The organism is Psychroserpens sp. NJDZ02 (assembly GCF_004843725.1).
GTDB lineage: Bacteria > Bacteroidota > Bacteroidia > Flavobacteriales > Flavobacteriaceae > Olleya.
The window spans coordinates 1,517,283-1,541,573 of sequence record NZ_CP039451.1; the positions used below are offsets into that span (position 1 = coordinate 1,517,283).

The following is a 24,291-nucleotide window of genomic DNA, read 5'->3' on the forward strand; positions in this document are numbered from 1 at the left end:
GAACCTAAATAACCTCAAACAACTTACCAGGAAGTGGTCTAATCACTCCTTTTAATTCCATATTAAGTAAAATGCCAGCTAATTTATACGTTGGCATTTTGCAATTAATAGCAATACTATCCAACAATTCTTTGTCTTTGTCTTTCAAATAATTATAAACTAATTTTTCGTCCGCCTCTAACTCAATAAACAATTGTTTCTGAACTGGTGGTTTTTTTAAGTGCTCCAATTGCCAATTTAAAATATAAGGCACATCTAAAGGCGTCGATAACAAATGTGCTTTTTGTTGTTTTATTAAGTTATTGCAACCTATACTTTGACTATCAGTAACGCGACCTGGCACAGCAAACACATCTCTATTATAAGAATTTGCAATATCTGCGGTTACCAAACTCCCTCCTTTTTCTGCAGACTCAATAACAATGGTCGCTTGGCTTATTCCAGCAATAATTCGGTTTCGTTTTAAAAAATTGTTCCGATCAAAATTATCGCTACTCCAAAAATCCGTAAAAAATCCACCGTTATTTTCGACTTCAGCAACATATTTTTTATGCACCTTTGGATAAATCTGATTTAATCCGTGTGCTAAACAACCTATGGTTTGCAAATTATTTTTCACCGCTGTTTTATGTGCCGTAATATCTGTACCATAAGCAAAGCCCGATACAATAATAGGTTTATAAATCGCTAATTCCTCTACTAATTTTTCGCAGAAAGCAATGCCCGAGGTTGTTATTTTTCTTGCTCCAACAATACTAATTATGTGTTTGTTGTTAAGGTTAATGTTTCCGCTTTCAAATAAAATAAGCGGACTATCAATACAGTGTTTTAAATTTTCCGGATATGTTTCGTCAGTAAAATGATGGTGCTTAATGTTTTCGTCTTTAATAAACCGCAACTCACTGTCTGCCGCTTCAAAATGACTAGACTGATACAATTCGCTTAAAATAATTTCACCTATACCATCAATTTTTAATAGGTTTTGTTTTTTCTCTTTAAAGACCGCTTCCGCGCTTCCGCAATGATTAATTAGCTTTTTTGCAGTGGTATCTCCTATTTTTGAAACGTGTTGTAATGCTAAATTATATCTTAATTGGTCGTCATTCATTTTTTATTGTACTGATTTTGAATCTACAAGAAAAGAAATTTAACTCTGTTAATAACTAATACTGCCAAAATTTTATTGGTTTTTAAAATTTTCTAACTTTGCTTCTATGCAATTAGAACATTACATAAGCGATTTATTATACAGATATGACTGTGTTACGATTCCTGAATTTGGATCATTTTTAACACAACGTCAATCTGCACAAGTACATGATAGTACCAATGCATTTTATCCACCAAAAAAGACCTTATCTTTTAACGAGCAAATACAGACTAATGATGGTTTGTTAATTCGTTATATAGCCGATGTCGAAAAAATACCTTTCGAAACAGCTTTACAAAACTTATCTAAACGTGTTAAGTCTTTAAAGTCTTATTTAGCGGAAGGCGAAACACTAAGTTTTGAAAACATTGGTGATTTAACATTTAATGCGGAAAGTAAGATTGAGTTTAACCCTTCTTATCATCTTAATTATTTGACTGATGCGTTTGGATTGTCTCAATTTGTATCTCCTGCTGTAACTAGAGAAGTTTACAAAGAAGAAGTCGAAACTATTGAAAAAGTAATCCCGCTTACTATTACTCCTGAAAAACGTAACACTACGTCGTTTTTCAAGTATGCTGCCATTGCGGTTGTTGCTTTAGGTGTTGCTGGTTTTGGTTTTAACAACTATGTTAATAATGTAGACCAACATAACCAAATAGCACAAGAAGAAGCTAACACACAATTAGATAGTCAAATACAAGAAGCGACTTTTGTAATTAGTAATCCGTTACCTGCTATTACTTTAAACGTAAATAAGCAAAGTGGTAATTATCACATTGTAGCTGGCGCCTTTAGAGAAGAAGAAAACTCAGACAAAAAAGTATCGCAGTTACAAGACCAAGGTTTTAAAGCTCGTAAAATAGGTAAAAACAGACATGGACTGCACCAAGTAGCCTATGCTAGTTATACGTCAAGAGAGGATGCTTTTAAGGCTTTAAACACAATTAGAGAAGAACAAAACAAAGATGCTTGGGTGCTTATTAAAGCAATAGACTAAAATCTAGCCTTTATACATATAAAAAACCTCAAAGAATTTAAATTCTTTGAGGTTTTTTATTTCTTAATAAATTGTAAAATCAGCAATCTAAATATGTAAATCAGCTTACCTTTGTGGCTGAAAAGAAAAATTATGATGAACGCAAGAACAGCCGAACACTCTAGAACCGTAATGACTGATTTAGTTTTACCTAGTGAAACGAATCCTTTAAACAATCTTTTTGGTGGCGAATTGCTAGCTAGAATGGATCGTGCTGCCAGTATTAGTGCAAGACGTCACTCTAGACGTATTGTTGTAACCGCTTCTGTTAACCACGTTGCGTTTAACAAAGCCGTTCCTTTAGGAAGTGTCGTAACCGTAGACGCTAAAGTCTCTAGAGCCTTTAAAAGCTCTATGGAGATCTATATTGATGTTTGGGTAGAAGACAGAGAATCTGGAAATCGATCTAAAGCCAACGAAGCTATTTATACGTTTGTTGCTGTAGACGAAACCGGAACACCTGTTGCTGTACCAGAATTAATACCGGAAACAGATTTAGAAAAAGAACGTTATGCTGCTGCTTTAAGACGTAAACAACTAAGTTTATTACTAGCAGGAAAAATAAAACCTAACGATGCTACAGAGCTTAAAGCTTTGTTTATATAGAAAACGAAAAACCCAATGCAATGCATTGGGTTTTTTATTACTTATTATTAGTCAGTCTACATCTTATAAATCCATTGTGCAGGGTTTACAGATTTATCATTTTTATATAAACTAAACCAAAGCAACGTTTCTCCTTTACTATCGGTAAAGACTTCTCCAATTTCCTGCTTAGACACGACCTTATCTCCAGGCTTAACTGATATCTTTTTTAAATTATGATAGGCTGTAATATAGTTACCATGCTTTATTAAGACTGTTGGATTTCCTCTTTTTTGAACAATAATTTTCAAAACTTCTCCTTTAAATACTGCTCTTACAATCGCATTCTTCTCAGTTGCTATACGCACACCTGTACTATTTATCGACAACGATGCATCCGTTGGGTGACGTTGTATACCATACTTAACCTTAACCAAACCTTTTTCTACAGGCCAAACTAACTTTCCTTTATTACTTAAAAAATCAGCCGCCAAAATTTTAGCTTCAGGTGTTAAAGCAAATGTAGTCGATGATTTAGCAGTTGCATTTTTTGCGCCCGCTTTTTTATTGGAACTGACAATGGCTTCTTTAATAATTCTATCTATTTCACGATCAATTTCTCTAGCCTCTTTTTGCTTCTCTTTTACTTGTGCAGCATATTTATTTAAATTTTGTTTAATCGAAGCCATTACTGTTTCATGTTGCTTCATATCCACTTCCAATGCTTTTTGCACCTCTCTATTTTCAGCAATCAGTTTATCTTTAGCAGCTTTTTGCTGTCCTAATTCTAAATTTAAATTTTGAAGTTTTAACGCTTTTTCCTTAATATTCTCGCCTTGCTCTTTTTGATATTTAGAGTACTGATTCATATACTGCAACCGCTTATAGGCTTGTCTAAAATCATTGGAAGACAACAAAAACATAACGCGACTTTGGCTGCTTTTGTTTTTATAGGTATTACGAATCGTTTTGGCGTAGTTATCTTTTAAAATAACCAACTCTTCACGCAAGCTTGAAATCTTTTTTTGATTGACATTAATAGATCTATTAATCAAATTAGCTTGCTGGTTGGTAACTTTTATCAAGTTGCGTCTAACACTTAATTTGTAATTTAAATCTTCAATTAATGTGGTTTGGCTTTTTTGTTTAGATTGGTTTTTAAACAATAGATCATTTATTTGTTTAATCTGTTGTTTAATTTCTAAACGCTGTGCTTCTAATTGATCAATTTTATTTTTTTGCGCTAAAGCGGAAGTACTGCCAAGCAAAACAAAACAAATCACACTAAAAAGGAGTAAACGTCGCTTCATAAATTACAATTCTATTTTTGTAAAACCAGATGGGATTTTAAACGGAAAACGAATGTTTTCGTTTAATTTTACAGACTTAAGTTCCAGATTAATTTCTAGTTCTTCTTCATCTTCAATAGCTAGTATCTTAGTCTGTTCTGGTAATGTGTTTTTATCAACCTCTTGATAAGTAAGATAATCTATATGCAGCATACGCTTCTCTTTAGGTTGCAAAATTTCTTGAGCATCCATTTTATAATGACTAGGATTTACAAACAAAAATAAATCGAACAATTCACGTTGTTTTTTGGGTTGTAATACATACGATTTATCGTTAGCTGTTAAATCGTAATTATCATCATTTAAATCAAAAATTGACTCTCCTAACAATAAGTTTTGTACTTTATTAAAGTCTAATTCTGTCCCTAAAAGCTTACTTAAATAAGTAAAATCACCATCAAAAAACGTGTTATCCCATTTGTTATAAAAAGCAACCCTGTCTGGTGTAATTAAAGCTCTGATAATACTAATAGGCGTAGAGGTTATTAATATTTGTTTGTCTTTTTCAATCTTTAAATTTACTGTATAACTTTTAGAACTTCCCTTTTGAGTCGTTTCAATCTTTAATCTAGAGACTAAAGTATTAAAATCTATATTGGCTTTTGTACTATTCCTAATCAGTTGTTTAGTGGTCAACCCAGAATTAACTGCTCCGTTAGTCACAACTGTCTTAGTACTTTTACAGCCAACAACAACTATTGTTAAGAGTAATAAGATAAATGATATGCGTGTTTTAAAAGTCATTAGTTTAATTCTCGGAGTTTATTAGCTTTATCTGTAAACGTTTTTGCCTTAGATAAATTGTCAATTGCAGTATTTGCTTTGGCTAATTGTTTGTAAAAATCTATTTCCATCTTAGTGTCTTCAATAATATAATCTAAACCCATTTCTAAACTTTCAATAGCTTCTTTAGGACGGTTTAAATAATTTAATGACACTCCGTTTGCTAAATATAATACGGGTTGTGAAGGAAAGATTTCTAAACCTTCCTTGCTTTTTTGTTCTGCTTCCTTAAATTGTTTTAAATCTATATGAAGTAATATAATGTTTCTTAAAATACCAAAGTTTTCTTCTTCCTTTTGAAGTGCTTCCTCATAAAAATTAAGTGCTTTTTGTTTTTCACCTTTTAACAGATAATACTGTGCTAATTCCACCAACGTTTTTCCGCTTGATTCAATTTTTGTCAACATAGAAGTCACGTCTACCAAATCTTGCTCGTATTGCTGATTTTTACTTACAAATTTCACAAAATCTGCAAGCACCTTAATTTTTGATTCCGGATTAATCTGAGAACTCTGCAATGCAATTTTCATAGATTTAATAGCCATATCGTTATTCCCCTCTTCCAAATAAAATTTATAAAGAGCCAAATGGACTAACTCAGATTTAGGGTTAACTTCAAGTAACTTTTTAGCCGTCTCAAATGCTTTTTTTAATTCTCCGCTTTCGCTATAGCGATAAATTAATCTTAGATAAGTGTCTTCAGAATCTGGATGTTTATCTACACGATCTTCCAAATTTGCTATCTGATCCTTTTTTTGACCGGTGGCATTATAAATTCTGTTTCTTAAAATATCTCGTTCTTTAGTAATACCTAATTCTTCATCCAACTGATCTAAGACTTTAAGCGCTTCTTTAAAATCGCCAGTCTGCATATAGATATTTGCTAAATCTTCTCTATAATCAGGATGATATTTCACCAATTGTTTAACCGTTTTTATCGCTTTTTTATACTCTTTTTCCTGAATGTAAGTACTATACAATTCATCTAAAAACCATTCGTTATCAGGAATTTTACTCACCGCTATTTTTAGCGCATCCTCTGCTGCTCCAAAGTTTTTAAGCTGGTTATAATTTTTACCTAATTCGAAATACAAAATAGCGTCAGAATCGTTAATTTCTATACACTCCAACAAGTTATCTACTGCACGTTGGTAATTCTCTATTCCTTTTTGTTTTAAGGCCTCAAAAAAGTATTCTTGATACGCATCAGAAACGTCTCCTAAGTCATCGTCAGGTGGTTTATTAGAATCAACTTGCGCAGCAGCAATCTGCGGAAACAGCAGTGTTCCGAAACAAATTAGTACTATATAAAATTGTTTTTTCATTATTAAAAATTGTATGCTACGCTTTAAAGACCACCTTATATTAGACCGTCATTATTATTCTAAAACAGAATAATCACCAATGCTAATTTTACTGAATTTACCATCAAACTTAACATGATTACCAATCATAGCTTCGTCTAAAGTAGCGTTTTTTATAATGGTATGGTTTTGTATTAGACTATTTTTAACGGTCGAATCGGTTATTACACAGTTATCACCAACAGATACAAACGGTCCAATAGTCGTATTTTTAAGCACGACATTCTCTCCGATATAACAAGGTTCTATAATTGTAGAATTTTCGTTTATAACATTAGACGCTATTAATTGCTCCTCTCCGTCTGCTTTCAAAAAGCCTAACATACGTTGATTAGTTTCTAATGTAATGGCTTTGTTTCCACAGTCCATCCATTCGCTAACCTCTCCTGTCTTAAATACTTTACCTTCCGCCATCATTCCTTTAATACCATCGTTTATCTGGTATTCTCCTCCATGAATAATATTATTATCTAATACAATCTGAAGTTGGTCTTTTAATTGGCTAACGTCTTTAAAGTAATAAATACCAATTACTGCTAAATCGCTTACAAATTGTTCTGGTTTCTCAACTAATTCTACAATTTCCTTTTGATCATTTAGCTTAACAACACCGTAAGCTTCTGGTTGATCAACTTGCTTTACCCAAATAACAGCGTCTGCTTCTGGATCTAAGTTAAAATCAGCTCTAATTAAAGTGTCTGCGTACGCAATTACAGCAGGCCCTGATAATGACTCCTTAGCACACATTATAGCATGACCTGTCCCTAAAGGTTGGTCTTGTCTATAAATTGATGCTTTAGCACCCAAACCGGTCGCTAAATCTTTTAAACTAGCAACCACATCGTCACCAAACCAAGCTGGATCACCCAAAACAAAAGCAATTTCTGTAATTGGTTGGTTTAATACTTTAGCAATATCTTTTACTAACCTGTGGACAATTGGTTGCCCTGCTACAGGAATTAATGGTTTTGGCACTGTTAAACTATGTGGTCTAAGACGAGAACCTCGTCCAGCCATGGGAACTATTATTTTCATATTGTTAATCTTCTAAAATTTGAATCTTATATTTCTCTGCTATTCTATTGAACGCCTCTACTTTATCTTGTTTTTCTAATTCGTGATATAATATTTCTATAAACTTTTCGGCATCTTTTATATACGGTGAGTTTATTTCTGCGTACAAAAGATAAGCTTGCATCATGTTATCTAAAGCATTTTCAAAATCGTTATCTAAAGCATAAATCCGACCTAAGCCAAAATAGGTTTCGGGATCATTCTCAAAGACTTTACCATATTGTCGATATGCTTTTTTTGCTTTATCAAATTCCTCTAAATAACCATAAGCCACAGCAATATTCATTAAAGGCATACCTCCTTTTGGATCTATTTTGATTGATTTTTTATAACACTTAATAGCCTCTTTATAATCTCCTAATTCTCTATATGTCCTTCCTAGATTATCCCAAGCAAAAGCAAATGTTTTATCTTCTTTGACTGCCTTTTTATATAAAGTCACTGCTTTACTATAATCTTGATTGTCAAAAGCAGCCAATCCTTGATTATAATACTCCATCGCTTTGTCTTTATCAGAATAAGAGTTTTCTGTAGTATCGTTTTCTGCGAAATACATAGTTTCCATATCCCCACAAGTCTCTAAAAGGTATGCTTCAATCTCTTCATAATCTGAATCAGAAACTAATGTAATATTTAAATTATCCGTTGGAACTATAAGCGAGTCTATTTTGGATACATTATCTAATTGACTTAGCGTATCAGTTACTTTTAAAGACACTTCAGACATAGAATGACTTAATTGCCAAGCCATGTTTGCAGCGGTAATACAGGATTTTATTTCTATGCTTTTTTCTGTAGTACTTAAACTATTATTAATATCACCAATACAATCACAAGCATCATAAGCGACATCCACAATTTTCTCTGAATTATCTTGAGCAAATCCAATGCTACTTATTAATAGCGTTATTAGTACTGTAATTGGTTTCATATTTGGTTTTATTTAGTTCCTGTACTTCCAAAGCCGCCTTCTCCTCTTGAAGTTTCAGACAATGCTTCAACTTCAACCCACTCGGCACGTTCATGCTTTGCAATTACTAATTGCGCAACACGTTCTCCATTTTCAATACTAAAATCTTCGTTTGACAAATTAACAAGAATGACACCAATTTCTCCTCTGTAATCGGCATCCACCGTTCCTGGTGCATTTAATACGGTTACTCCTTTTTTTGCTGCCAAACCACTTCTTGGCCTAACTTGTGCTTCAAAACCTATTGGTAACTCTATAAATAAACCTGTTTTAACGATTGCACGCTCCAAAGGCTTAAGTATTATTGCTTCTGTAATATTAGCTCTTAGATCTAATCCTGCTGATGCCATAGTCTCATAATTTGGTAACGTATGGCTGGATTGGTTTATAATTTTAATTTGCATTTTATTTTTTTAATAATTGTTTTAGTTCTTTCTTTTCAAAAAGGACAATAAGTCCCAAAAATACTAAAACTAAAATAGTGTTTATATAATAGTTAGAATTGGTCGTTAATGCAATAATAGATAATCCTATGGCGCTTCCTAAATAGCCTAAAATTTGTTTCAAATTATAAGGTACTGGATAATGCTTTTGCCCCAAAATATAAGACAGAACCATCATAACGCCATAAGCCGCGAGTGTTGCCCAAGCAGCAGCAATAAATCCGATTTTTGGAATCATTATCAAATTGAAAGCTATAGTCAATATTGCGCCAACAATAGATAAATACATACCATATCGCGTCTTATCCGTCAATTTATACCAAATTGCTAGGTTAAAATATATACCCAAACATAAATTAGCAAGTAACACTATTGGTACTATTTTAATAGCTATCCAATAACTTTCATCTTTAACTATCAATCCTTTAAAAACATCTAAATAAGAAATTATAAAGACTAACATAAAGCTTCCGGCAATAACAAAATACTTCATTATTAAAGCATACGTTTGCTTTGCATTTTTTTCATTAGCATGAGAAAAGAAAAAAGGTTCTGCTCCCAATCTAAAAGCTTGTATAAAAATAGTCATAAACATTGCTATTTTATAACATCCGCTATACGCCCCATTTATATCCTTGTCTAACAAATTAGGTAAGATCCATTTATCAAAATTCTCATTAATTACATAAGCCAAACCAGCAACCATAATTGGCCATCCATAACTAATTAATTGCTTAAAAATTGTTTTACTAAACTGTAGTTTAGTTTTGAAAAAATAAGGTATAAGTAATATAAAAGTAAGAATACTAGCGAATAGGTTGGAGATGAATATATATTGTACTAAATCTGTACTATCATACCATGAAAAACTGAATCCAAATTTTGGAATAGCCCAAAGAAAAAAATAATTTAGTATTACATAAGTTAAAATATTAGCAATCTTAATAGATGCAAATTTAATAGGCCTTCCTGTAGCACGCAAATAGGCGAAAGGAGCTACTACAAGTGTATCTAAAACTATAACTCCAATTAATAAATTAAAATAGAGCTGATTAATACCAATCCAGCTGGATAACTCTTGATTATAGACCAATATACCCATCAAAAAAAGCATTGTTGTAACCACAAGACTTATAAATGTTGTAGAAAACACTTTATCTTTTTCTTCAGATTTGCTGAAAAATCTAAAGAAAGCTGTTTCCATTCCATAAGTTAATAGCACATTAAAAAAGGCCGCATAAATATAAAAGGTAGTACTGTCCGAAAAACTACTGGTTACTAATTTACCAGTATGAAGAGGAACCAAAACAAAGTTCATCAAACGAGGTAAAACGGTCGCTAAACCATAAATAATTGTGTCTTTAAAAAATTTTTTTAATACGCTCAATGTAGCTTGTTAATTAAGTATAAATGTATTGAATATGTATGAATGCAAAACGCATAAATTATTTGCCTGATTTAATTAAATTTTTATTTTCTTGGTGGTGCACTTGGAAACTGTTGCATTGGTTTCTCTGATATATTTTCAATTTTAAAGTACTTGACGTTTCCATTTTCAGAATAACTAACCACTGCTTCATTATCCTTTAAATCAAAAGGAATCTTATCACCACTGGATGTATAACCTTCTTTTTGATTAGCGCTACCTATGATACGTCCAATATACAATTTTGGACTATTAGGTTTAGTTTCCAACGCTACCTTATGGCCTCTAAAATAAAGGCTATCTAGCGTTATCTCTTTTTGCTCTGCAGTTAGGGGAATAAATACATTTGTACCAGAACCGCCACCTTTAACACCTGCTACCCACTTTTGATAGTAAACATTACTGGTTTTAAAAGAAGTTTCCTTTTGGAGTTTTTGAGCACTACTACATTGCATAAAAAAGAAGCTTGATAAAATAGAAACACTTAAATATTTAAAAAATCTCATAATCGTTGTATTTTGTTAAAGGTAATTAATCAAAATGTATTCCATAAAAAAACCTTATTCAAATTGAATAAGGTTTTTTCTATTTCTATAACTCTTCAATACTTGAGAGTCAACTAGTTTAATTGTTTAAAGCCTCTGCCCCTCCAACAATCTCTAATATTTCATTAGTAATTGATGCTTGACGCGCTTTATTATACGTTAATTTAAGTTGATCTCTTAGCTCCGTAGCGTTATCTGTTGCTTTATGCATTGCTGTCATACGTGCACCATGCTCTGAAGCAAAACTATCTCTTATACCTTTGTATAATTGTGTTTTTAAAGACTTAGGTATTAACTCCTCAACGATTTCTAATTTAGAAGGCTCAAAGATATAATCAGAATTATTATCCGCTCCACCTTCCATAGGTACAATTGGTAAAAATTGTTCTGTCATTACCTCTTGCGTTGCTGCATTTTTAAATTTATTATAAACAACTTCGATTTTATCGAATTCGCCTCTAATAAATTTACCCATTAGCATTTCTGCAATGTCTGCAACACTATTAAAAGTTAAATCGTCAAATATGGCACTTTGATTACCTATTACAACTCCTTTTTTAGTGAACGCATCATTTGATTTTTTACCAATAGCTAAAACAGACACTTTTTTATCTGCATACACATTAGAAATTAAATGTTGCGTTTGTTTAATAATGTTAGAATTAAAAGCACCACACAATCCTCTATTAGACGTTATGGATACAATTAATACATTATTAACCTCACGTTGTTCCGCATATTTACTTCCTGAATCTTCATCCAATGTTGCACTTAAACTTTGTAAAAGTTCAGTCAACTTGTCCGAATAAGGACGCATTGCTGTAATAGCATCTTGAGCTTTCTTCAATTTAGCAGCAGACACCATTTTCATGGCACTAGTAATCTGCATCGTTGAAGATACTGAAGCAATTCTGTTACGTATTTCTTTTAAATTAGCCATTTTTCTTATCCTAAGTCCTTTCCTAAAAAAGGACTTTTTAAAATGTTATACTTTACAAACTCTCGTTTCTCTTTAAAAAGAGATAGGAAGAGTACTATGCTCTATACTTAGCAGATAATTCCTTAGCTACAACTGTTAACACATCTGTAACTTCATCTGTTAATTTTCCTGCTTTTAAACTATCTAAAATACCTCTATGCTTTGCATTTAAAAATTCTAAATAATCACGTTGAAATTCTTTAACTTTTTCAACAGGAACATCCTTCAATAAATTTTTAGATCCAGCATAAATAATTGCTACCTGATCTTCTACTTTAAAAGGATCATTTTGCGCTTGTTTTAAAATCTCAACATTACGCTTTCCTTTGTTAATTACGTTTAAAGTAACAGCATCTAAATCCGAACCAAACTTAGCGAAAGCTTCAAGCTCACGATATTGTGCTTGATCCAGTTTTAACGTACCAGATACCTTTTTCATTGATTTAATCTGTGCATTACCTCCAACACGAGATACCGAAATACCTACGTTAATTGCTGGACGAACACCAGAGTTAAATAAATCTCCATCTAAGAAAATTTGCCCATCAGTAATAGAAATTACGTTAGTTGGGATATATGCCGAAACATCACCTGCTTGCGTTTCTATAATTGGTAAAGCTGTAAGAGAACCACCACCTTTTACGATTGGCTTAAGCGAATCAGGTAAATCATTCATCTCTTTTGCAATCGCATCATTATTAATGATTTTTGCAGAACGCTCTAATAATCTTGAGTGTAAATAAAATACATCTCCAGGATACGCCTCACGTCCTGGTGGACGACGTAATAATAAAGATACCTCACGGTAAGCAACTGCTTGCTTTGATAAATCATCAAATACAATTAAAGCAGGTCTACCAGTATCTCTAAAATATTCTCCAATAGATGCTCCTGTAAACGGTGCATATACTTGCATTGCTGCAGGATCTGATGCGTTAGCTGCTACTATCGTAGTATAAGCTAAAGCGCCTTTTTCTTCTAATGTTTTAGCAATAAGTGCTACTGTTGCCGCCTTTTGACCAATAGCAACATATATACAATATACAGGTTCCCCTGCATCGTAAAATTCTTTTTGATTTAAGATAGCATCAATACAAACTGCAGTTTTACCTGTTTGTCTGTCACCAATAACTAACTCACGTTGACCTCTACCTACTGGGATCATAGCATCAATTGCTTTAATACCTGTTTGTAATGGCTCTGTTACTGGCTCTCTGTAGATAACTCCTGGTGCTTTACGCTCTAGAGGCATCTCATAAGTTGTACCAGTGATTGGTCCTTTACCATCAATTGGATTTCCTAATGTATCTACAACACGTCCAACAATACCTTCACCTACTTTAATAGATGCGATACGATTAGTACGTTTTACTGTAGATCCTTCTCTAACTCCTACTGAAGTTCCTAAAAGTACAATACCTACATTATCTTCTTCAAGGTTAAGTACGATACCTTCTAATCCACCGTCGAATTCTACTAGCTCACCATATTGTGCGTTAGCTAATCCGTAAGCTCGTACAATACCATCACCTACTGTTAATACTGTTCCAACTTCGTCTAATGAAGCGCTAGCTTCAAAACCTGAAAGTTGTTGTTTTAAGATTGCTGATACTTCAGCTGGTTTTACTTCTGCCATCTTTATTGATATTTAGACCCTTCGACAAACTCAGGGTAAGTCTTAGTTTATTGTAAATTCTCTTTTTAACTTGCTTAATTGATTGGCGATACTTGCATTATATTGCGTATCTCCAACTCTTAAAATGAAACCACCTAAAATGCTTTCATCCACTATATTTTTAATTGCAGCTTCTTTACCTGTAAGCTCTTTTACCTTAGCTAAAACTTTAGCTTCTAAAGCTTCTGTTAACGGTACTGCTGTAGTAACGGTTGCCACTTGACTCCCTTTTTGTTGCTCGTATAAAGTTATAAACTTTCCAGCCACTTGAGGTAATAAATCTAAACGTTTATTAGCAATTAAAGTATTTATAAGATTAACCGTTGCGGGGTTAACACCTTTAAAAATTTCTAATAACGCTGACTTTTTAATACTTGCACTAATTACAGGACTGTAAAGCATATCTTTCAAGTCTTTACTTTGCGCTACTGTATTATTTATTAGCTCCATGTCAGTATTTACAGCCTCAGCTATATTATTATCTGTAGCTAAACTTAAAACTGCTTTTGCGTAACGTATTGCTGCTCTTTCTCCTGCCATGATTTGACTAGTTTAATTTAGCATCATTTAACATAGACTCAACTAACTCTAATTGTTTGTCTTTGTTAGATAATTCTTGACGTACTACTTTTTCTGCAATCTCTAAAGATAATCCTGCTACGTGATTTTTCAATTCTGCCATAGCTGATTTCTTCTCGCTTTCGATAGCTGCTTGTGCCTGAACAATCATATTGTTAGCCTGCGCTTGAGCTTCCGTTTTAGCGTCGTCAATCATTTTGTTTTTTAAATCTCTTGCTTCTTTAAGCATAGCTTCGCGCTCTGCACGTGCTTCCGTTAATAACTTTTGGTTATCTGCTTGAAGATTTTGCATTTCTAACTTCGCGTTTTCAGCTGAATCTAATGCATTTTGTATACCATCCTCACGTGTTTGTAAAGCGTCTAAAATTGGTTTCCATGCAAATTTTCTCATTAATACTATTAATATTATCAAGATAACGGCTTGCATAACAAATAAGCCTACTGAAAAATCATTTAATAAAGTTTCCATACTATATAGATTACTATAATTCTTTTTTTGTTTAATTTAAAAACAGTTTCTGCAACCAACCGTTGCAGAACACTGTTTCTTTTTGTTTTAGGATTATGCTCCTAAGATTAACGCACCGAATGCTAAACCTTCTAATAAGGCTCCGATGATGATCATCGCAGTTTGGATTTTTCCAGCTGCTTCTGGTTGACGAGCAATACCTTCCATTGCTTTTCCTCCAATTTGACCTAATCCGATTCCTCCACCGATTACGATTAATCCTGCTCCAATTAAATTGTACATACTAATTTGGTTTTATAAATATTAATTAAACAAATTCTTATTAATGGTGGTCATGTTCTTCAACTGCCATCCCTATAAATAACGATGATAACATCGTAAAAATAAATGCTTGTAAAAAGGCTACTAAAATTTCAATAACCGAAATAAATAATGCTAACACTAAAGACATCCCTGTTGATCCAACAGCTCCAAATGATTCTTTCATTGTTATCATTAATGCAATTAAGCTCATTACAACAAAGTGACCCGCTGTCATGTTTGCAAATAAACGAACTAATAAAGAGAAAGGCTTAATTAAAACAAAACCTACTAACTCTATCACTGCTAATATTGGTCGTAAGATTACTGGAACACCTGGCATCCATAATGTGTGCTTCCAAAAATCTTTACTTGCGCTAAATAAATATATTACTGCTGTAAAAATTGCTAAACATGCTGTTACCGCAATCTGACCTGTAACATTAAATCCTATTGGTGTTAATCCTAATAAGTTTAAGATCCAGATAAAGAAAAAGACCGTTAGCAAAAACCCCATAAATTTACGGTATTTTTTCTCTCCAATATTTGGCTTTGCAATGTCATCTCTTACATAAATCACTAAAGGCTCTAATACTCTACTAATACCTTTTGGTACGGAATGTCCTTTTTTGTAACCTCTTGCTAATGCGCTAAATGCTAATAACATTAAAACCCCTGTTAATAACATACCAACTACAGACTTTGTGATTGAAAAATCTAAAACCTTGTGTGCATTTTTCGGGTGGTGTTTATCATCAAAATCAAGAGTTGTTACTCCTGCATCCAACTCGTATATTTTACTGTGTAGTTTTACTAAACGCGACTCTCCTTTAGTTACAATTACGCTTGCACTATCATCATGATGAAAAGCTGAAGACATAAATGTTTTCAACCCATCTTTAGTCCAAACAATAACTGGCAAAGGGAAACTATAATGTGTCCCAGACTCATTATGAGTAAACAAATGAAAATCGTGAGAATCTTTTAAGTGATGCTTTATATACTCCTTGATTTCGTGAGCAGTGTTCACTTGATTCCCTGGTTCATGTTTAGTATCATCTCCGTAAGAAGAGACTGAAACGAACATCAGAACTAATATTGCTATAAAATGGAAAGGTTTTTTTGCCAACATCATACTTTTTGTAACTAATAAATTTATGGTCTGTAAATTTTGTGCAAATGTAAGTAATAATTTAAAAAGGTAAACACTTTTTTTAATTAGATTTTTCTCACAGACAAATTAAACACTATTAAACTATCATTCAAATACTTACTTCTCTTTTAATAATTTCGCGATACAAGCTGTTTCGATTATTAAAAACAAGAAAAAGGGTATCACCAAACCTAAACGATCGGGCAGACTCAAATTTGTCTCAGAAAAGATCGATGATTGAAAAAGCAAAATAAAGACTCCAATTTTAACAAACATTAAGGTTAAATAAGCAAATCCTAGCTGATTAGGTAATTTACTATTAACAAGCTCTATACTTAAATACACAATTAACACTGCTATTCCATGAAACAGATACAGTTTTTGCAAAGAATAAGGGAGATTATCCTGTGTGACATAGTTTTGAATGCTATAAGCAGCGACTAATACCACAAGGATAAAAGACACGACGTATACAATACGTTTATTCATTTTTAGAATTTTGATCATTAGTAATTTTAACAACTTGCTTGATAACAGAATACATAGCCACAAATACAGCAAGTAATGTTATTGTTTTAAAATAAAACTGATTAGTGCTATAGTTAAGATCTAACCAATTACCCAATATACTCCCTAACCAAATGGTAATACCCATTTGCAATGCTATTGATGTAAACCGGATATAAGGATTAAGTTGTTTTTTGGGTTTTCGAGCCACTATTTAAGTTATTTACAGAGGTTTTCATAACGCAAGACACGTTAAAGGTTGCTCCAGGCTCTACTGCTAGTTTCTGTGTAACCACATCGCCTTCAATATGTGCTGTTGACTTTAAAGTTAACGTTTCAGTCAATTCCATGGTCCCAGAAAGCTTACCTTCAAAGTAAGCATTACTACATTTTAATTTTCCAATTATTTCGCCATCTTTTCCGACCACTACTTTTCCAGACGTTTCTATATTCCCCTCTATTGTTCCATCCACACGGATGTCTCCATCACTAAAAAAATCACCTACTAGTTTAGTGCCTTTTGCTATAATATTTTGAATTGAAAACTGATCTTGCTGCTTATTTTTCATTTTAAGGGACATTATTTATTTGCTAAGTATTCGTTTATATTTTTATGTATTTGAAGTGTCTTGTAGTTGCTAGACGATATTCCAAAATAAGGTCTGTTTATTTTATCTCTATCTTCTTCCTTTAGAATATCCGAAAAAGCTTGCGCACCTTGTACACTTCTTAAACCATGAACCACAAGAAACGTCGTTTCCGGATTAAACACATCCACAGACGTTGACATGTTGTAATAGGTCACCTTTGGTATTACTTCATCCAATATTTTTCTAAAATCAACAAGCGCTTCTTTTTCGTTTGTATTAAACTGAAACACCACTTTAAAACTTCTAGACTGTGTATCTGGTTTAAATGTTTTATCACTGACCGACTTTAAACTACCTAGAATAGCCTCTGCTTGAATAGCCTCTGGCGTATTAGCAAACGCTAAAACAACATCATTAAGACCATCTACATACGCTTGATACCCATTTAACCTTCCATTAGCAGTCGCTTTTAGTAATGCAAATTTTGGAACCATAGGGTCTCCATCAAAAAAGGTCATATACTCTTTAGATTTTTCAATGACTTCTTGAAAATGTTGTGCTTCTAAAAGCTTGTAAGTTGCTTCATATAGACTTTCTGAACTATTTTCATCTCTAGTTGCTGCTAATTCAGGATGCAGTAAAATATTAGCATATCTTGACTCTGGATAATTACTAATAATACTAGTTTTTGTTATTAAAGCCTCATCACCTAAGCCTAATATCTCATAAATTTTATACAAATTATAATTAGAAGGTAAAATTAGTTTTTCTTCAGGATCACTTTCTAATAAGTTTAAAAATTTACTTTTAGACAACTTATATTCTTTAAATTTTTCTTTATAAATTAAACCCAATTGATAGTATGCGTAATTACGTTCTTTTTTAATACTGTCTAATTCTTTTTCTGCCGAAGGAATTAAAGCTAAATAATAGTCTGGACTTAACAATTCACTTTCTTCCCCTTCTGCTATTGCTAATTCTAAATTAGATTGTTCCTCCGAAAAACCACCTGATTTAGCAGATGACCATCTCCAATCATCTTCGTTTTTACGATCTCCCCAAATACGCGAAAATTCGTTCTTCCCATAAGCCACTGTAGTTGGATTATAAAAATAGAAACTAGGTCCCGCTCCCGACAAACCACCGCCTTGTGTAACAGCATTATTAATCAAACTATTAGTTGCTGCAAATCCACTTTTACGCGCTTCAATTTCTAATCGTTCTTTTTCTGCTTCTAATTTTTGTTTAAGCGTATTAGTGTAATCTGTAAAATAGGCTAAACGATCCGCTTCCGGCATTTTAACTATTTTGAGAATACTATCATTAACTTCAGCTATACCTTCATAATAAATGACGTCATCTAAGTTTTCGCGTTTACGTTTAAGTGTACGGAATGGCTTGCTATTTTCAACCATATTGGTCATGGTACTATCAAAATAAGCGCCTGCAAATTTATAGTTGTTTCTATCAAAATAGAAATCGCCTAAAGTCTCATAGTTTTTAGCGACCAAAATTTTGTCTTTAGATTTTTCTCTTAATGATTTATTGTAATAAGCGACCGCCAAAGAATCTGATTGATTTGCTAAATGAAAATCACCTATTTGATGATAGATTTTATCCAAGTATGGACGATTTTCTCTATCTTCCTCTAACTTGGTTAGATGCTTCAAAAACTCAATTTTATCACCTGTATTGTAGTCAAAGTTTTTAGCTTTTTCTATCTGAGCAGCCATTAGGTAGCGACGCGGTGTTTTTCGGTTTAAATCGATAACCTCATCAAATGCTAAATTTGCACTGTCTTTAAAGGTCAAGACATTATACAATTGCCCTTTTATAAAATTAAAACGCCCTTTCTCGTCATTATTTCTCGTCGCTTTTGACGCTATTTTAATTTGCGTCAAAGCACTATCTAAGGCTTTTGTGTTTATATAAGCTTGCGCTAAAATGGATGTAGCATCAGACAATTCTTGTCCCTCCAATTCTTCTTGTTTAATAAGACGTTTAAGATTTACAATAGCCAACTCGTCATTTTCTAAACGCATATTGGTTTTTTCTCTCCAAACCTTTGCTGTGTTTATTTTATCGGATGCTGGGTACTTGTAAAGAATATAATTAAAGGCCTCTAAAGCGGGCACAAAACGTTGGTCAAAATATCTAGCTTGACCTAACAATAAATACGCTTCATCAATTTGAGGATTATACTCCTTACCCTTAATATTCATCCCATGTTTTTGGATGGCTTTTACCGCTTTTTCTTCTGCTTTTGTAAAGTCTTCATTTTTAGATTGACCGGGTAACACAACCTCATCACTAACTTGCATACGTTCTATCGGTAAAAGATCCCAATAGTTGTCTTTATAACCGTTATTTAAATTGTCTTGACCTTGTTTTAAGGCCTCATACCCATTAAATAAGGCATTATACTCTGCAGTAACTGCATGAAAATTACGATTTATGAAACTGTTTTTTTTTCTTGAGCAACTAGTGATTGTTGCTAAGGTTAATCCAGAAACTATACAAATTTTAAATGCTATCTTCAATGCGGTTGTATTTTGTGTAATACATAACTAAATATTGCAGTAAATAGTATTTATAGATACTGTCAACACCGTAAAAATAAGCATCTTTTTTACTTTTTTCCAAAAAATGAGATTAAACTTGTTTTTTAAGCCACGTCTACCGTTCCTGAAAAGTGCGCTTCCAACTCTTTTAAAGTTGCCTCGCTAGTTGCAATATCTTTTACGACGTGTCCTTTTTCTAAAACAACAATACGTTCGCAGACATCCGTAACATGCATTAAATCATGACTAGACACTAACACCGTAACGCCTTTTGTCAAAGCTAAATCTTTAATAATTTCTTTTAGTCTAATTTGTGTCGTTGGATCCAGATTAGCAAAAGGCTCGTCTAAAATGATAACTTCTGGATTACCAATAAGCGCGGCAACAATCCCCGCTTTTTTCTGATTTCCTTTACTTAAATCACGTAGATATTTTTTCTGACCTAGAATTTCACCATGAAAAAAATCCTCAAACTGAGACACAAGATTATCAACATCTTGTTTATTCTGCCCACGTAAATCGCCAATAAAGTAAAAATATTCTTCTGCCGTTAAGTAACCAATTAAAAAACTTTCATCAATAAAAGAAGACGTAAATGGTTTCCAATCTTCACTTTGATTTACTACAACCCCGTTATTATTAATAGTTCCTGTTGTTGGTTTTATTAAGTCCAAAAGCAAACTAAAATACGTTGTTTTCCCTGCACCATTATTACCTACAAGTCCAAAACTCTGACCATTAGGAATGTCTAAACTAGGAATATTTAATACTTCGTTACCGCTATATTTTTTTGAAAGATTTGTTGTAGTTATCATAATGTAGTGATTGTAAAGGTTAATTGAATTGATTAGTTGTCTTCATTAAAAGCTTTGACCATCTCATATTTAGAGGCTAAGTACTTTTTGGTAATAAAACGCATTGTTTTTTGATGAAATATTATACCTATTAACCCCAAAGCTATTAGTGCAGAAATACCCGAATAAAAGCCAATATAATACGTTAACGATCCAAAAATGGCCAAAGGGATTAACAATAACGGAATACCGATAAGCCATTGTACTGCTCCTGTCCCTTGATAGTTAAAAGCGGCGCGTTGGTTTAAATCTATCTTTTTTCTATTAAAAGACCCACCAAGCATAATAACATAAGTATTAACGCCAATATTATAAATAGCTGCAGCAAAATGTGCTACTAAAATTTTCCATCCAAAATAAACATACGGTATACTTAGCACAAACATGATAATTACACTTAACATCATTAAGGTGTATTTAGATTTTAAATACTGCTCGTACTTGATATTTTGACTCATTAGCATTTTGTAATACCCACTATCCCAAGCCGGAATAAATTGCCCAAAGTTAATTAAGAAAATACCTGTCACAAAAACCCCAACAAAACCAAACATAATTGGTGTGTCATTATACACAGGATTAGGGTAAAAAAACAAGCCATATAATAATCCTAATACCAAAATAAAAACGGCAGACCTTGGACGTTTGTTACGCCAAATTAATTTTAAATCCAACTGCATAAAAGGCGCACTATCACCAAAACGTTTAGTCCAACCTAAGTCTGACGTACTCACTTCTTTTATTTTTGTTTTGAGCGAATTATCCAAGTATAATTTTTTGATTAGTATTTTATGATTAAAAACATACAACCCAACAAGAACAGCGAGTAGCACTAATAAAAGTGATGGATTAGCAGTAATTGCCAACATTGCAGAAGATAATAATCCAGAAAAATCAACAATATTAAAATAGTTTAATCCAAATAATGCACCTGCAAAAAGTATGATTGGAAGAAAAGACAATTCAGTTTCAGCCGAAAAACTTTCAATAATAAAATTTAAAAAATTATTAATTAATGTCAATAATAGCATTGCAACCAACCAAGTTATTACAGTAATAGTATCATAATCTTTATACACTAAAACAAAACTAAATGGCACCATTGCAAAAAGTGGTAAAAAGTTAAAAAATGAAACAGCAGATTTACCTAATACAAAATGAACAACAGTACTTCTTTTTATTGGAATGGTCAAAAATGGCTTTACACTCATCACTGGCAATTTTTGCAAAAAGAAACGTAACATTAAGTCTCCTAAAAACCAGAAAAACAATAATGTATTAACGACAATAAAAGGATCTTGATTCGGAAATGTTTTTTTTAATATTGGATACAGTCCAAAACCTAACGCTAAAAAGACAACTATAAAATAGGCAGCAAAAAAGCCCATAACTATTTTTATAGCTAGGCCTTTACCAAAGTTGGAAGACCGTATAAAAGATTTCCATTCTAGACTTAAAAATTTACTAATCATAATGGTTAATGTTTGGTTGGTTTAATAGATAAGTATACAAATGTTTAAAAATGTTACAAACAAAACTCTGGATAGGTTTCATTTAGAAGTTTTTCTGCTTTGTTTGGGATAACCTCAAAACTGATATACATCCAAAGACAAAACAGTGTAGAGAAAATAGATAAACCTAATAAAGCATAAGCATTATCTAATAAATGATCAGAAAAATTATACCATTGTGGCAATTGAGATAACAACATTATAGCAGATCCACCTGCTTGTTTAAATATAATTTCTTCTAACATCCATTTTTTACTGGACAATGCTTTACGCTGTTTAAATTGTCTTTTTAACTGTATGCTTTTATAGATTACAAAAACACATATTATCACAAAAAGACCTATTAAAAATGATGTTGCAAAAATTGTAGACAACCCTAAATAAATACCAAAAAATAAAGCTAGTGTAGTTATTAATTTAGGAAACGTAAACCATTGCTTTAGCTCTGTCCACAGGTATTTAAAGTAGCGTTTATTCATAGCTTTTTGACGACGTTCTAAGACTTCCATAAAGCCAAAGACTCCAAATTTTTTAAAGGCTTTATCTCTTGCATCTTCAAAAGATAAGTTGGTTTCTGTTTGCCAAACAGACTCAATATCGTTTGCTAAGTGATCTACTAACTCGGTTTGTAAATCGTAATGCTCTACATAGTGCTGTCTTGTAAAGGCGTAAAGATTTTCTATTTGAAGTGGAGTTAATTTCATATTAATCCAAACTAAATTTAGGATTCATAAAGGTTTCCATCGTTTTTATGTAATCCTTAAGTTCTTCCAGTTTACTAACCGTTTCTTTATTACCTTTTTCGGTAAGTTTGTAGTATTTACGCAATCGGTTATCTACTTTTTTAACCTCGACGTCCAACAAACCTTCGGCTTCTAACTTATGTAGCGCAGGATACAAAGCACCTTCGGTAATATTAAGTTCACCTTTAGTTATTGCTTTCACTTTTTGCGTCATTTCGTACCCATACATTTTTTCACTTTCATTTAAAAGCTTTAAAATAATAGTAGTCAGACTGCCCTTATATAATTTTGAATTTGCCATATCACAAACATACATAAAATTCTTATGCATAATAAACTTAGGTATTAATTTTTTTCTAAACAGCAGGCAAAACGGTAAAGCTTCATTATTTTTACAAAAAAATAAAAACCATGTCTCAATTTAATACACTAACTATTTCGGATATCACACGTCAAACGGACCAATGTGTTACGTTGACTTTTACTGTACCAGACAATTTAAAACAAGACTACGCGTTTAAAGCTGGACAATATATTACACTAAAAACTAAAATTAACAATGAAGAAGTAAGACGTGATTACTCTTTATGTTCTTCTCCGTCAAGCGGAACACTTACCGTTGCGGTTAAAGCAGTACCAAATGGAACCTTTAGCACTTATGCAAACAGCAGTTTAAAAGTTGGAGACACTTTGGACGTTGCAAAACCTCAAGGTCGTTTTGTTTTTGAACCAAAACCGACAGAAGAACGCACCATCGCCGCCTTTGCTGCCGGAAGTGGTATTACACCAATATTAAGTATTGCAAAAACAGTACTAGAGCAAGAACCTAAAAGTCACTTTGTATTGGTATACGGTAACAAATCTAAAAATGACACTATATTTTTTGACGACTTGTTAGCGCTACACCATAAATACGTCGATCGTTTTTATATTCAGTTTTTATATAGCCAATCTCAAGAAGAAAATGCGTTATTTGGACGTATCGAGAAAAGCACCGTTAATTTAATTGTTAAAAACAAATACAAACACGTTACTATAGATTCCTTTTACCTTTGTGGACCAGAAGCTATGATTAACACGGTAAAAGATGTATTAACAGAAAATAAGGTCTCTAAAGACAATATTCATTTTGAATTATTTACCGCTGCCACTCAAACTACAACAGAAACAATAGAGACTAGCGACGGAAACACAGAAATAACGGTTACCGTAGATGATGAATCTGAAACGTTTAGCATGTCACAAAAACAAACGATACTTGAAGCTGCGTTAAAACAAGACTTAGATGCACCATACTCTTGTCAAGGCGGCGTATGTAGTAGTTGTATTGCTAGAGTTGTGGATGGTAAAGCTATCATGAGACAAAACAACATATTAACAGATGCTGAAGTTGCAGAAGGTTTAATATTAACCTGTCAAGCACATCCTACAACACCAACTTTAACTGTAGATTATGATGACGTATAAATCCTAACTATGTATTTTGTCGTCTTTATGTGCTTTTTATCGAAATTTTAGAAGAATAAACTTTTATAAAATTGAATAAACGAACAATCTGATAAATTTGTAAAAGATTATAACGCTAAAATTTGTTAGTTTAAGGGATAATATTAATTTTATATTAGTTGTTACAATCAGAAAG

Annotated in this window: 26 protein-coding genes; 3 read left to right on the forward strand and 23 right to left on the reverse strand. The window is 32.6% G+C overall.

Annotated features, from left to right (window positions below; all coding sequences use genetic code 11):
* Window positions 1-4 precede the first annotated feature (4 nt).
* On the reverse strand, window positions 5-1,108 hold the full coding sequence (dprA, locus tag E9099_RS06605) for a DNA-processing protein DprA (protein ID WP_136582894.1): 1,104 nt from the start codon (window positions 1,106-1,108) through the stop codon (window positions 5-7).
* Window positions 1,109-1,214: 106 nt separating this feature from the next.
* On the opposite strand from dprA, the gene E9099_RS06610 reads away from it, so the two are divergent.
* Together E9099_RS06610 and E9099_RS06615 are read left to right on the forward strand one after the other, a co-directional pair.
* Window positions 1,215-2,150 carry an SPOR domain-containing protein gene (locus tag E9099_RS06610; RefSeq protein ID WP_136582895.1) on the forward strand — a complete coding sequence of 312 codons (936 nt, stop codon included), beginning with the start codon at window positions 1,215-1,217 and terminating at the stop codon, window positions 2,148-2,150.
* A 135-nt stretch (window positions 2,151-2,285) separates the two neighbouring features.
* Window positions 2,286-2,795: an acyl-CoA thioesterase gene (locus E9099_RS06615; protein WP_101015881.1), complete on the forward strand. Its 510-nt coding sequence runs from the start codon at window positions 2,286-2,288 to the stop codon at window positions 2,793-2,795.
* A gap of 56 nt (window positions 2,796-2,851) precedes the next feature.
* On the opposite strand, the gene E9099_RS06620 is transcribed toward E9099_RS06615, so the two are convergent.
* The 22 genes from E9099_RS06620 to E9099_RS06725 form a co-directional block, all read right to left on the reverse strand.
* The gene (locus E9099_RS06620) at window positions 2,852-4,084 is read right to left on the reverse strand and encodes a murein hydrolase activator EnvC family protein (protein WP_136582896.1); all 1,233 of its coding nucleotides are present in this window, start codon (window positions 4,082-4,084) and stop codon (window positions 2,852-2,854) included.
* Window positions 4,085-4,087: 3 nt separating this feature from the next.
* Window positions 4,088-4,867: a DUF4292 domain-containing protein gene (locus E9099_RS06625; protein ID WP_136582897.1), complete on the reverse strand. Its 780-nt coding sequence runs from the start codon at window positions 4,865-4,867 to the stop codon at window positions 4,088-4,090.
* Window positions 4,867-6,231, reverse strand: coding sequence for a tetratricopeptide repeat protein (locus tag E9099_RS06630; RefSeq protein ID WP_136582898.1), 1,365 nt, complete (start codon window positions 6,229-6,231; stop codon window positions 4,867-4,869). Before E9099_RS06630 ends, E9099_RS06625 begins: the two co-directional genes overlap by 1 nt.
* A 54-nt stretch (window positions 6,232-6,285) precedes the next feature.
* On the reverse strand, window positions 6,286-7,305 hold the full coding sequence (locus E9099_RS06635; protein ID WP_136582899.1) for a sugar phosphate nucleotidyltransferase: 1,020 nt from the start codon (window positions 7,303-7,305) through the stop codon (window positions 6,286-6,288).
* 4 nt (window positions 7,306-7,309) lie between these two features.
* Window positions 7,310-8,275 (reverse strand): tetratricopeptide repeat protein, encoded by a 966-nt coding sequence (locus E9099_RS06640; protein ID WP_136582900.1) that lies wholly within the window; start codon window positions 8,273-8,275, stop codon window positions 7,310-7,312.
* 8 nt (window positions 8,276-8,283) lie between these two features.
* Window positions 8,284-8,718, reverse strand: a complete 435-nt coding sequence (dut, locus tag E9099_RS06645; RefSeq protein WP_136582901.1) for a dUTP diphosphatase — start codon at window positions 8,716-8,718, stop codon at window positions 8,284-8,286.
* A 1-nt stretch (window position 8,719) separates the two neighbouring features.
* Window positions 8,720-10,144, reverse strand: coding sequence for a polysaccharide biosynthesis C-terminal domain-containing protein (locus E9099_RS06650; RefSeq protein WP_136582902.1), 1,425 nt, complete (start codon window positions 10,142-10,144; stop codon window positions 8,720-8,722).
* A gap of 83 nt (window positions 10,145-10,227) precedes the next feature.
* Window positions 10,228-10,689 (reverse strand): hypothetical protein, encoded by a 462-nt coding sequence (locus E9099_RS06655; RefSeq protein ID WP_136582903.1) that lies wholly within the window; start codon window positions 10,687-10,689, stop codon window positions 10,228-10,230.
* A gap of 118 nt (window positions 10,690-10,807) precedes the next feature.
* Complete coding sequence (atpG, locus tag E9099_RS06660; RefSeq protein WP_136582904.1) at window positions 10,808-11,668, reverse strand: ATP synthase F1 subunit gamma; 861 nt, start codon at window positions 11,666-11,668, stop codon at window positions 10,808-10,810.
* Between the two features lie 94 nt (window positions 11,669-11,762).
* Window positions 11,763-13,343, reverse strand: a complete 1,581-nt coding sequence (atpA, locus tag E9099_RS06665) for a F0F1 ATP synthase subunit alpha (protein WP_136582905.1) — start codon at window positions 13,341-13,343, stop codon at window positions 11,763-11,765.
* A gap of 42 nt (window positions 13,344-13,385) precedes the next feature.
* Window positions 13,386-13,922, reverse strand: coding sequence for an ATP synthase F1 subunit delta (atpH, locus tag E9099_RS06670; RefSeq protein ID WP_136582906.1), 537 nt, complete (start codon window positions 13,920-13,922; stop codon window positions 13,386-13,388).
* A gap of 7 nt (window positions 13,923-13,929) precedes the next feature.
* Window positions 13,930-14,430, reverse strand: coding sequence for a F0F1 ATP synthase subunit B (locus tag E9099_RS06675; RefSeq protein WP_136582907.1), 501 nt, complete (start codon window positions 14,428-14,430; stop codon window positions 13,930-13,932).
* Between the two features lie 93 nt (window positions 14,431-14,523).
* On the reverse strand, window positions 14,524-14,712 hold the full coding sequence (atpE, locus tag E9099_RS06680) for an ATP synthase F0 subunit C (RefSeq protein WP_090837241.1): 189 nt from the start codon (window positions 14,710-14,712) through the stop codon (window positions 14,524-14,526).
* Between the two features lie 40 nt (window positions 14,713-14,752).
* Window positions 14,753-15,865 (reverse strand): F0F1 ATP synthase subunit A, encoded by a 1,113-nt coding sequence (atpB, locus tag E9099_RS06685; RefSeq protein WP_136582908.1) that lies wholly within the window; start codon window positions 15,863-15,865, stop codon window positions 14,753-14,755.
* 135 nt (window positions 15,866-16,000) lie between these two features.
* Complete coding sequence (locus tag E9099_RS06690) at window positions 16,001-16,372, reverse strand: DUF6168 family protein (RefSeq protein ID WP_205961027.1); 372 nt, start codon at window positions 16,370-16,372, stop codon at window positions 16,001-16,003.
* Window positions 16,365-16,601, reverse strand: coding sequence for an AtpZ/AtpI family protein (locus E9099_RS06695; protein ID WP_240788965.1), 237 nt, complete (start codon window positions 16,599-16,601; stop codon window positions 16,365-16,367). Before E9099_RS06695 ends, E9099_RS06690 begins: the two co-directional genes overlap by 8 nt.
* On the reverse strand, window positions 16,573-16,959 hold the full coding sequence (locus tag E9099_RS06700) for a polymer-forming cytoskeletal protein (RefSeq protein ID WP_240788966.1): 387 nt from the start codon (window positions 16,957-16,959) through the stop codon (window positions 16,573-16,575). Before E9099_RS06700 ends, E9099_RS06695 begins: the two co-directional genes overlap by 29 nt.
* Before the next feature lie 11 nt (window positions 16,960-16,970).
* Window positions 16,971-19,520 carry a tetratricopeptide repeat protein gene (locus tag E9099_RS06705; RefSeq protein WP_136582910.1) on the reverse strand — a complete coding sequence of 850 codons (2,550 nt, stop codon included), beginning with the start codon at window positions 19,518-19,520 and terminating at the stop codon, window positions 16,971-16,973.
* Window positions 19,521-19,645: 125 nt separating this feature from the next.
* The gene (locus tag E9099_RS06710; RefSeq protein ID WP_136582911.1) at window positions 19,646-20,356 is read right to left on the reverse strand and encodes an ABC transporter ATP-binding protein; all 711 of its coding nucleotides are present in this window, start codon (window positions 20,354-20,356) and stop codon (window positions 19,646-19,648) included.
* A 32-nt stretch (window positions 20,357-20,388) separates the two neighbouring features.
* Complete coding sequence (locus E9099_RS06715) at window positions 20,389-21,867, reverse strand: DUF5687 family protein (protein ID WP_136582912.1); 1,479 nt, start codon at window positions 21,865-21,867, stop codon at window positions 20,389-20,391.
* A 53-nt stretch (window positions 21,868-21,920) separates the two neighbouring features.
* A complete protein-coding gene (locus E9099_RS06720; protein WP_136582913.1) occupies window positions 21,921-22,610 on the reverse strand; it encodes a hypothetical protein in 690 nt (229 codons plus the stop codon).
* A gap of 1 nt (window position 22,611) precedes the next feature.
* Window positions 22,612-22,950 carry a PadR family transcriptional regulator gene (locus tag E9099_RS06725; protein ID WP_101202823.1) on the reverse strand — a complete coding sequence of 113 codons (339 nt, stop codon included), beginning with the start codon at window positions 22,948-22,950 and terminating at the stop codon, window positions 22,612-22,614.
* Window positions 22,951-23,060: 110 nt separating this feature from the next.
* Between E9099_RS06725 and E9099_RS06730 the strand changes: the two genes are divergently transcribed.
* The gene (locus E9099_RS06730; protein WP_136582914.1) at window positions 23,061-24,116 is read left to right on the forward strand and encodes a ferredoxin--NADP reductase; all 1,056 of its coding nucleotides are present in this window, start codon (window positions 23,061-23,063) and stop codon (window positions 24,114-24,116) included.
* Window positions 24,117-24,291 lie beyond the last annotated feature (175 nt).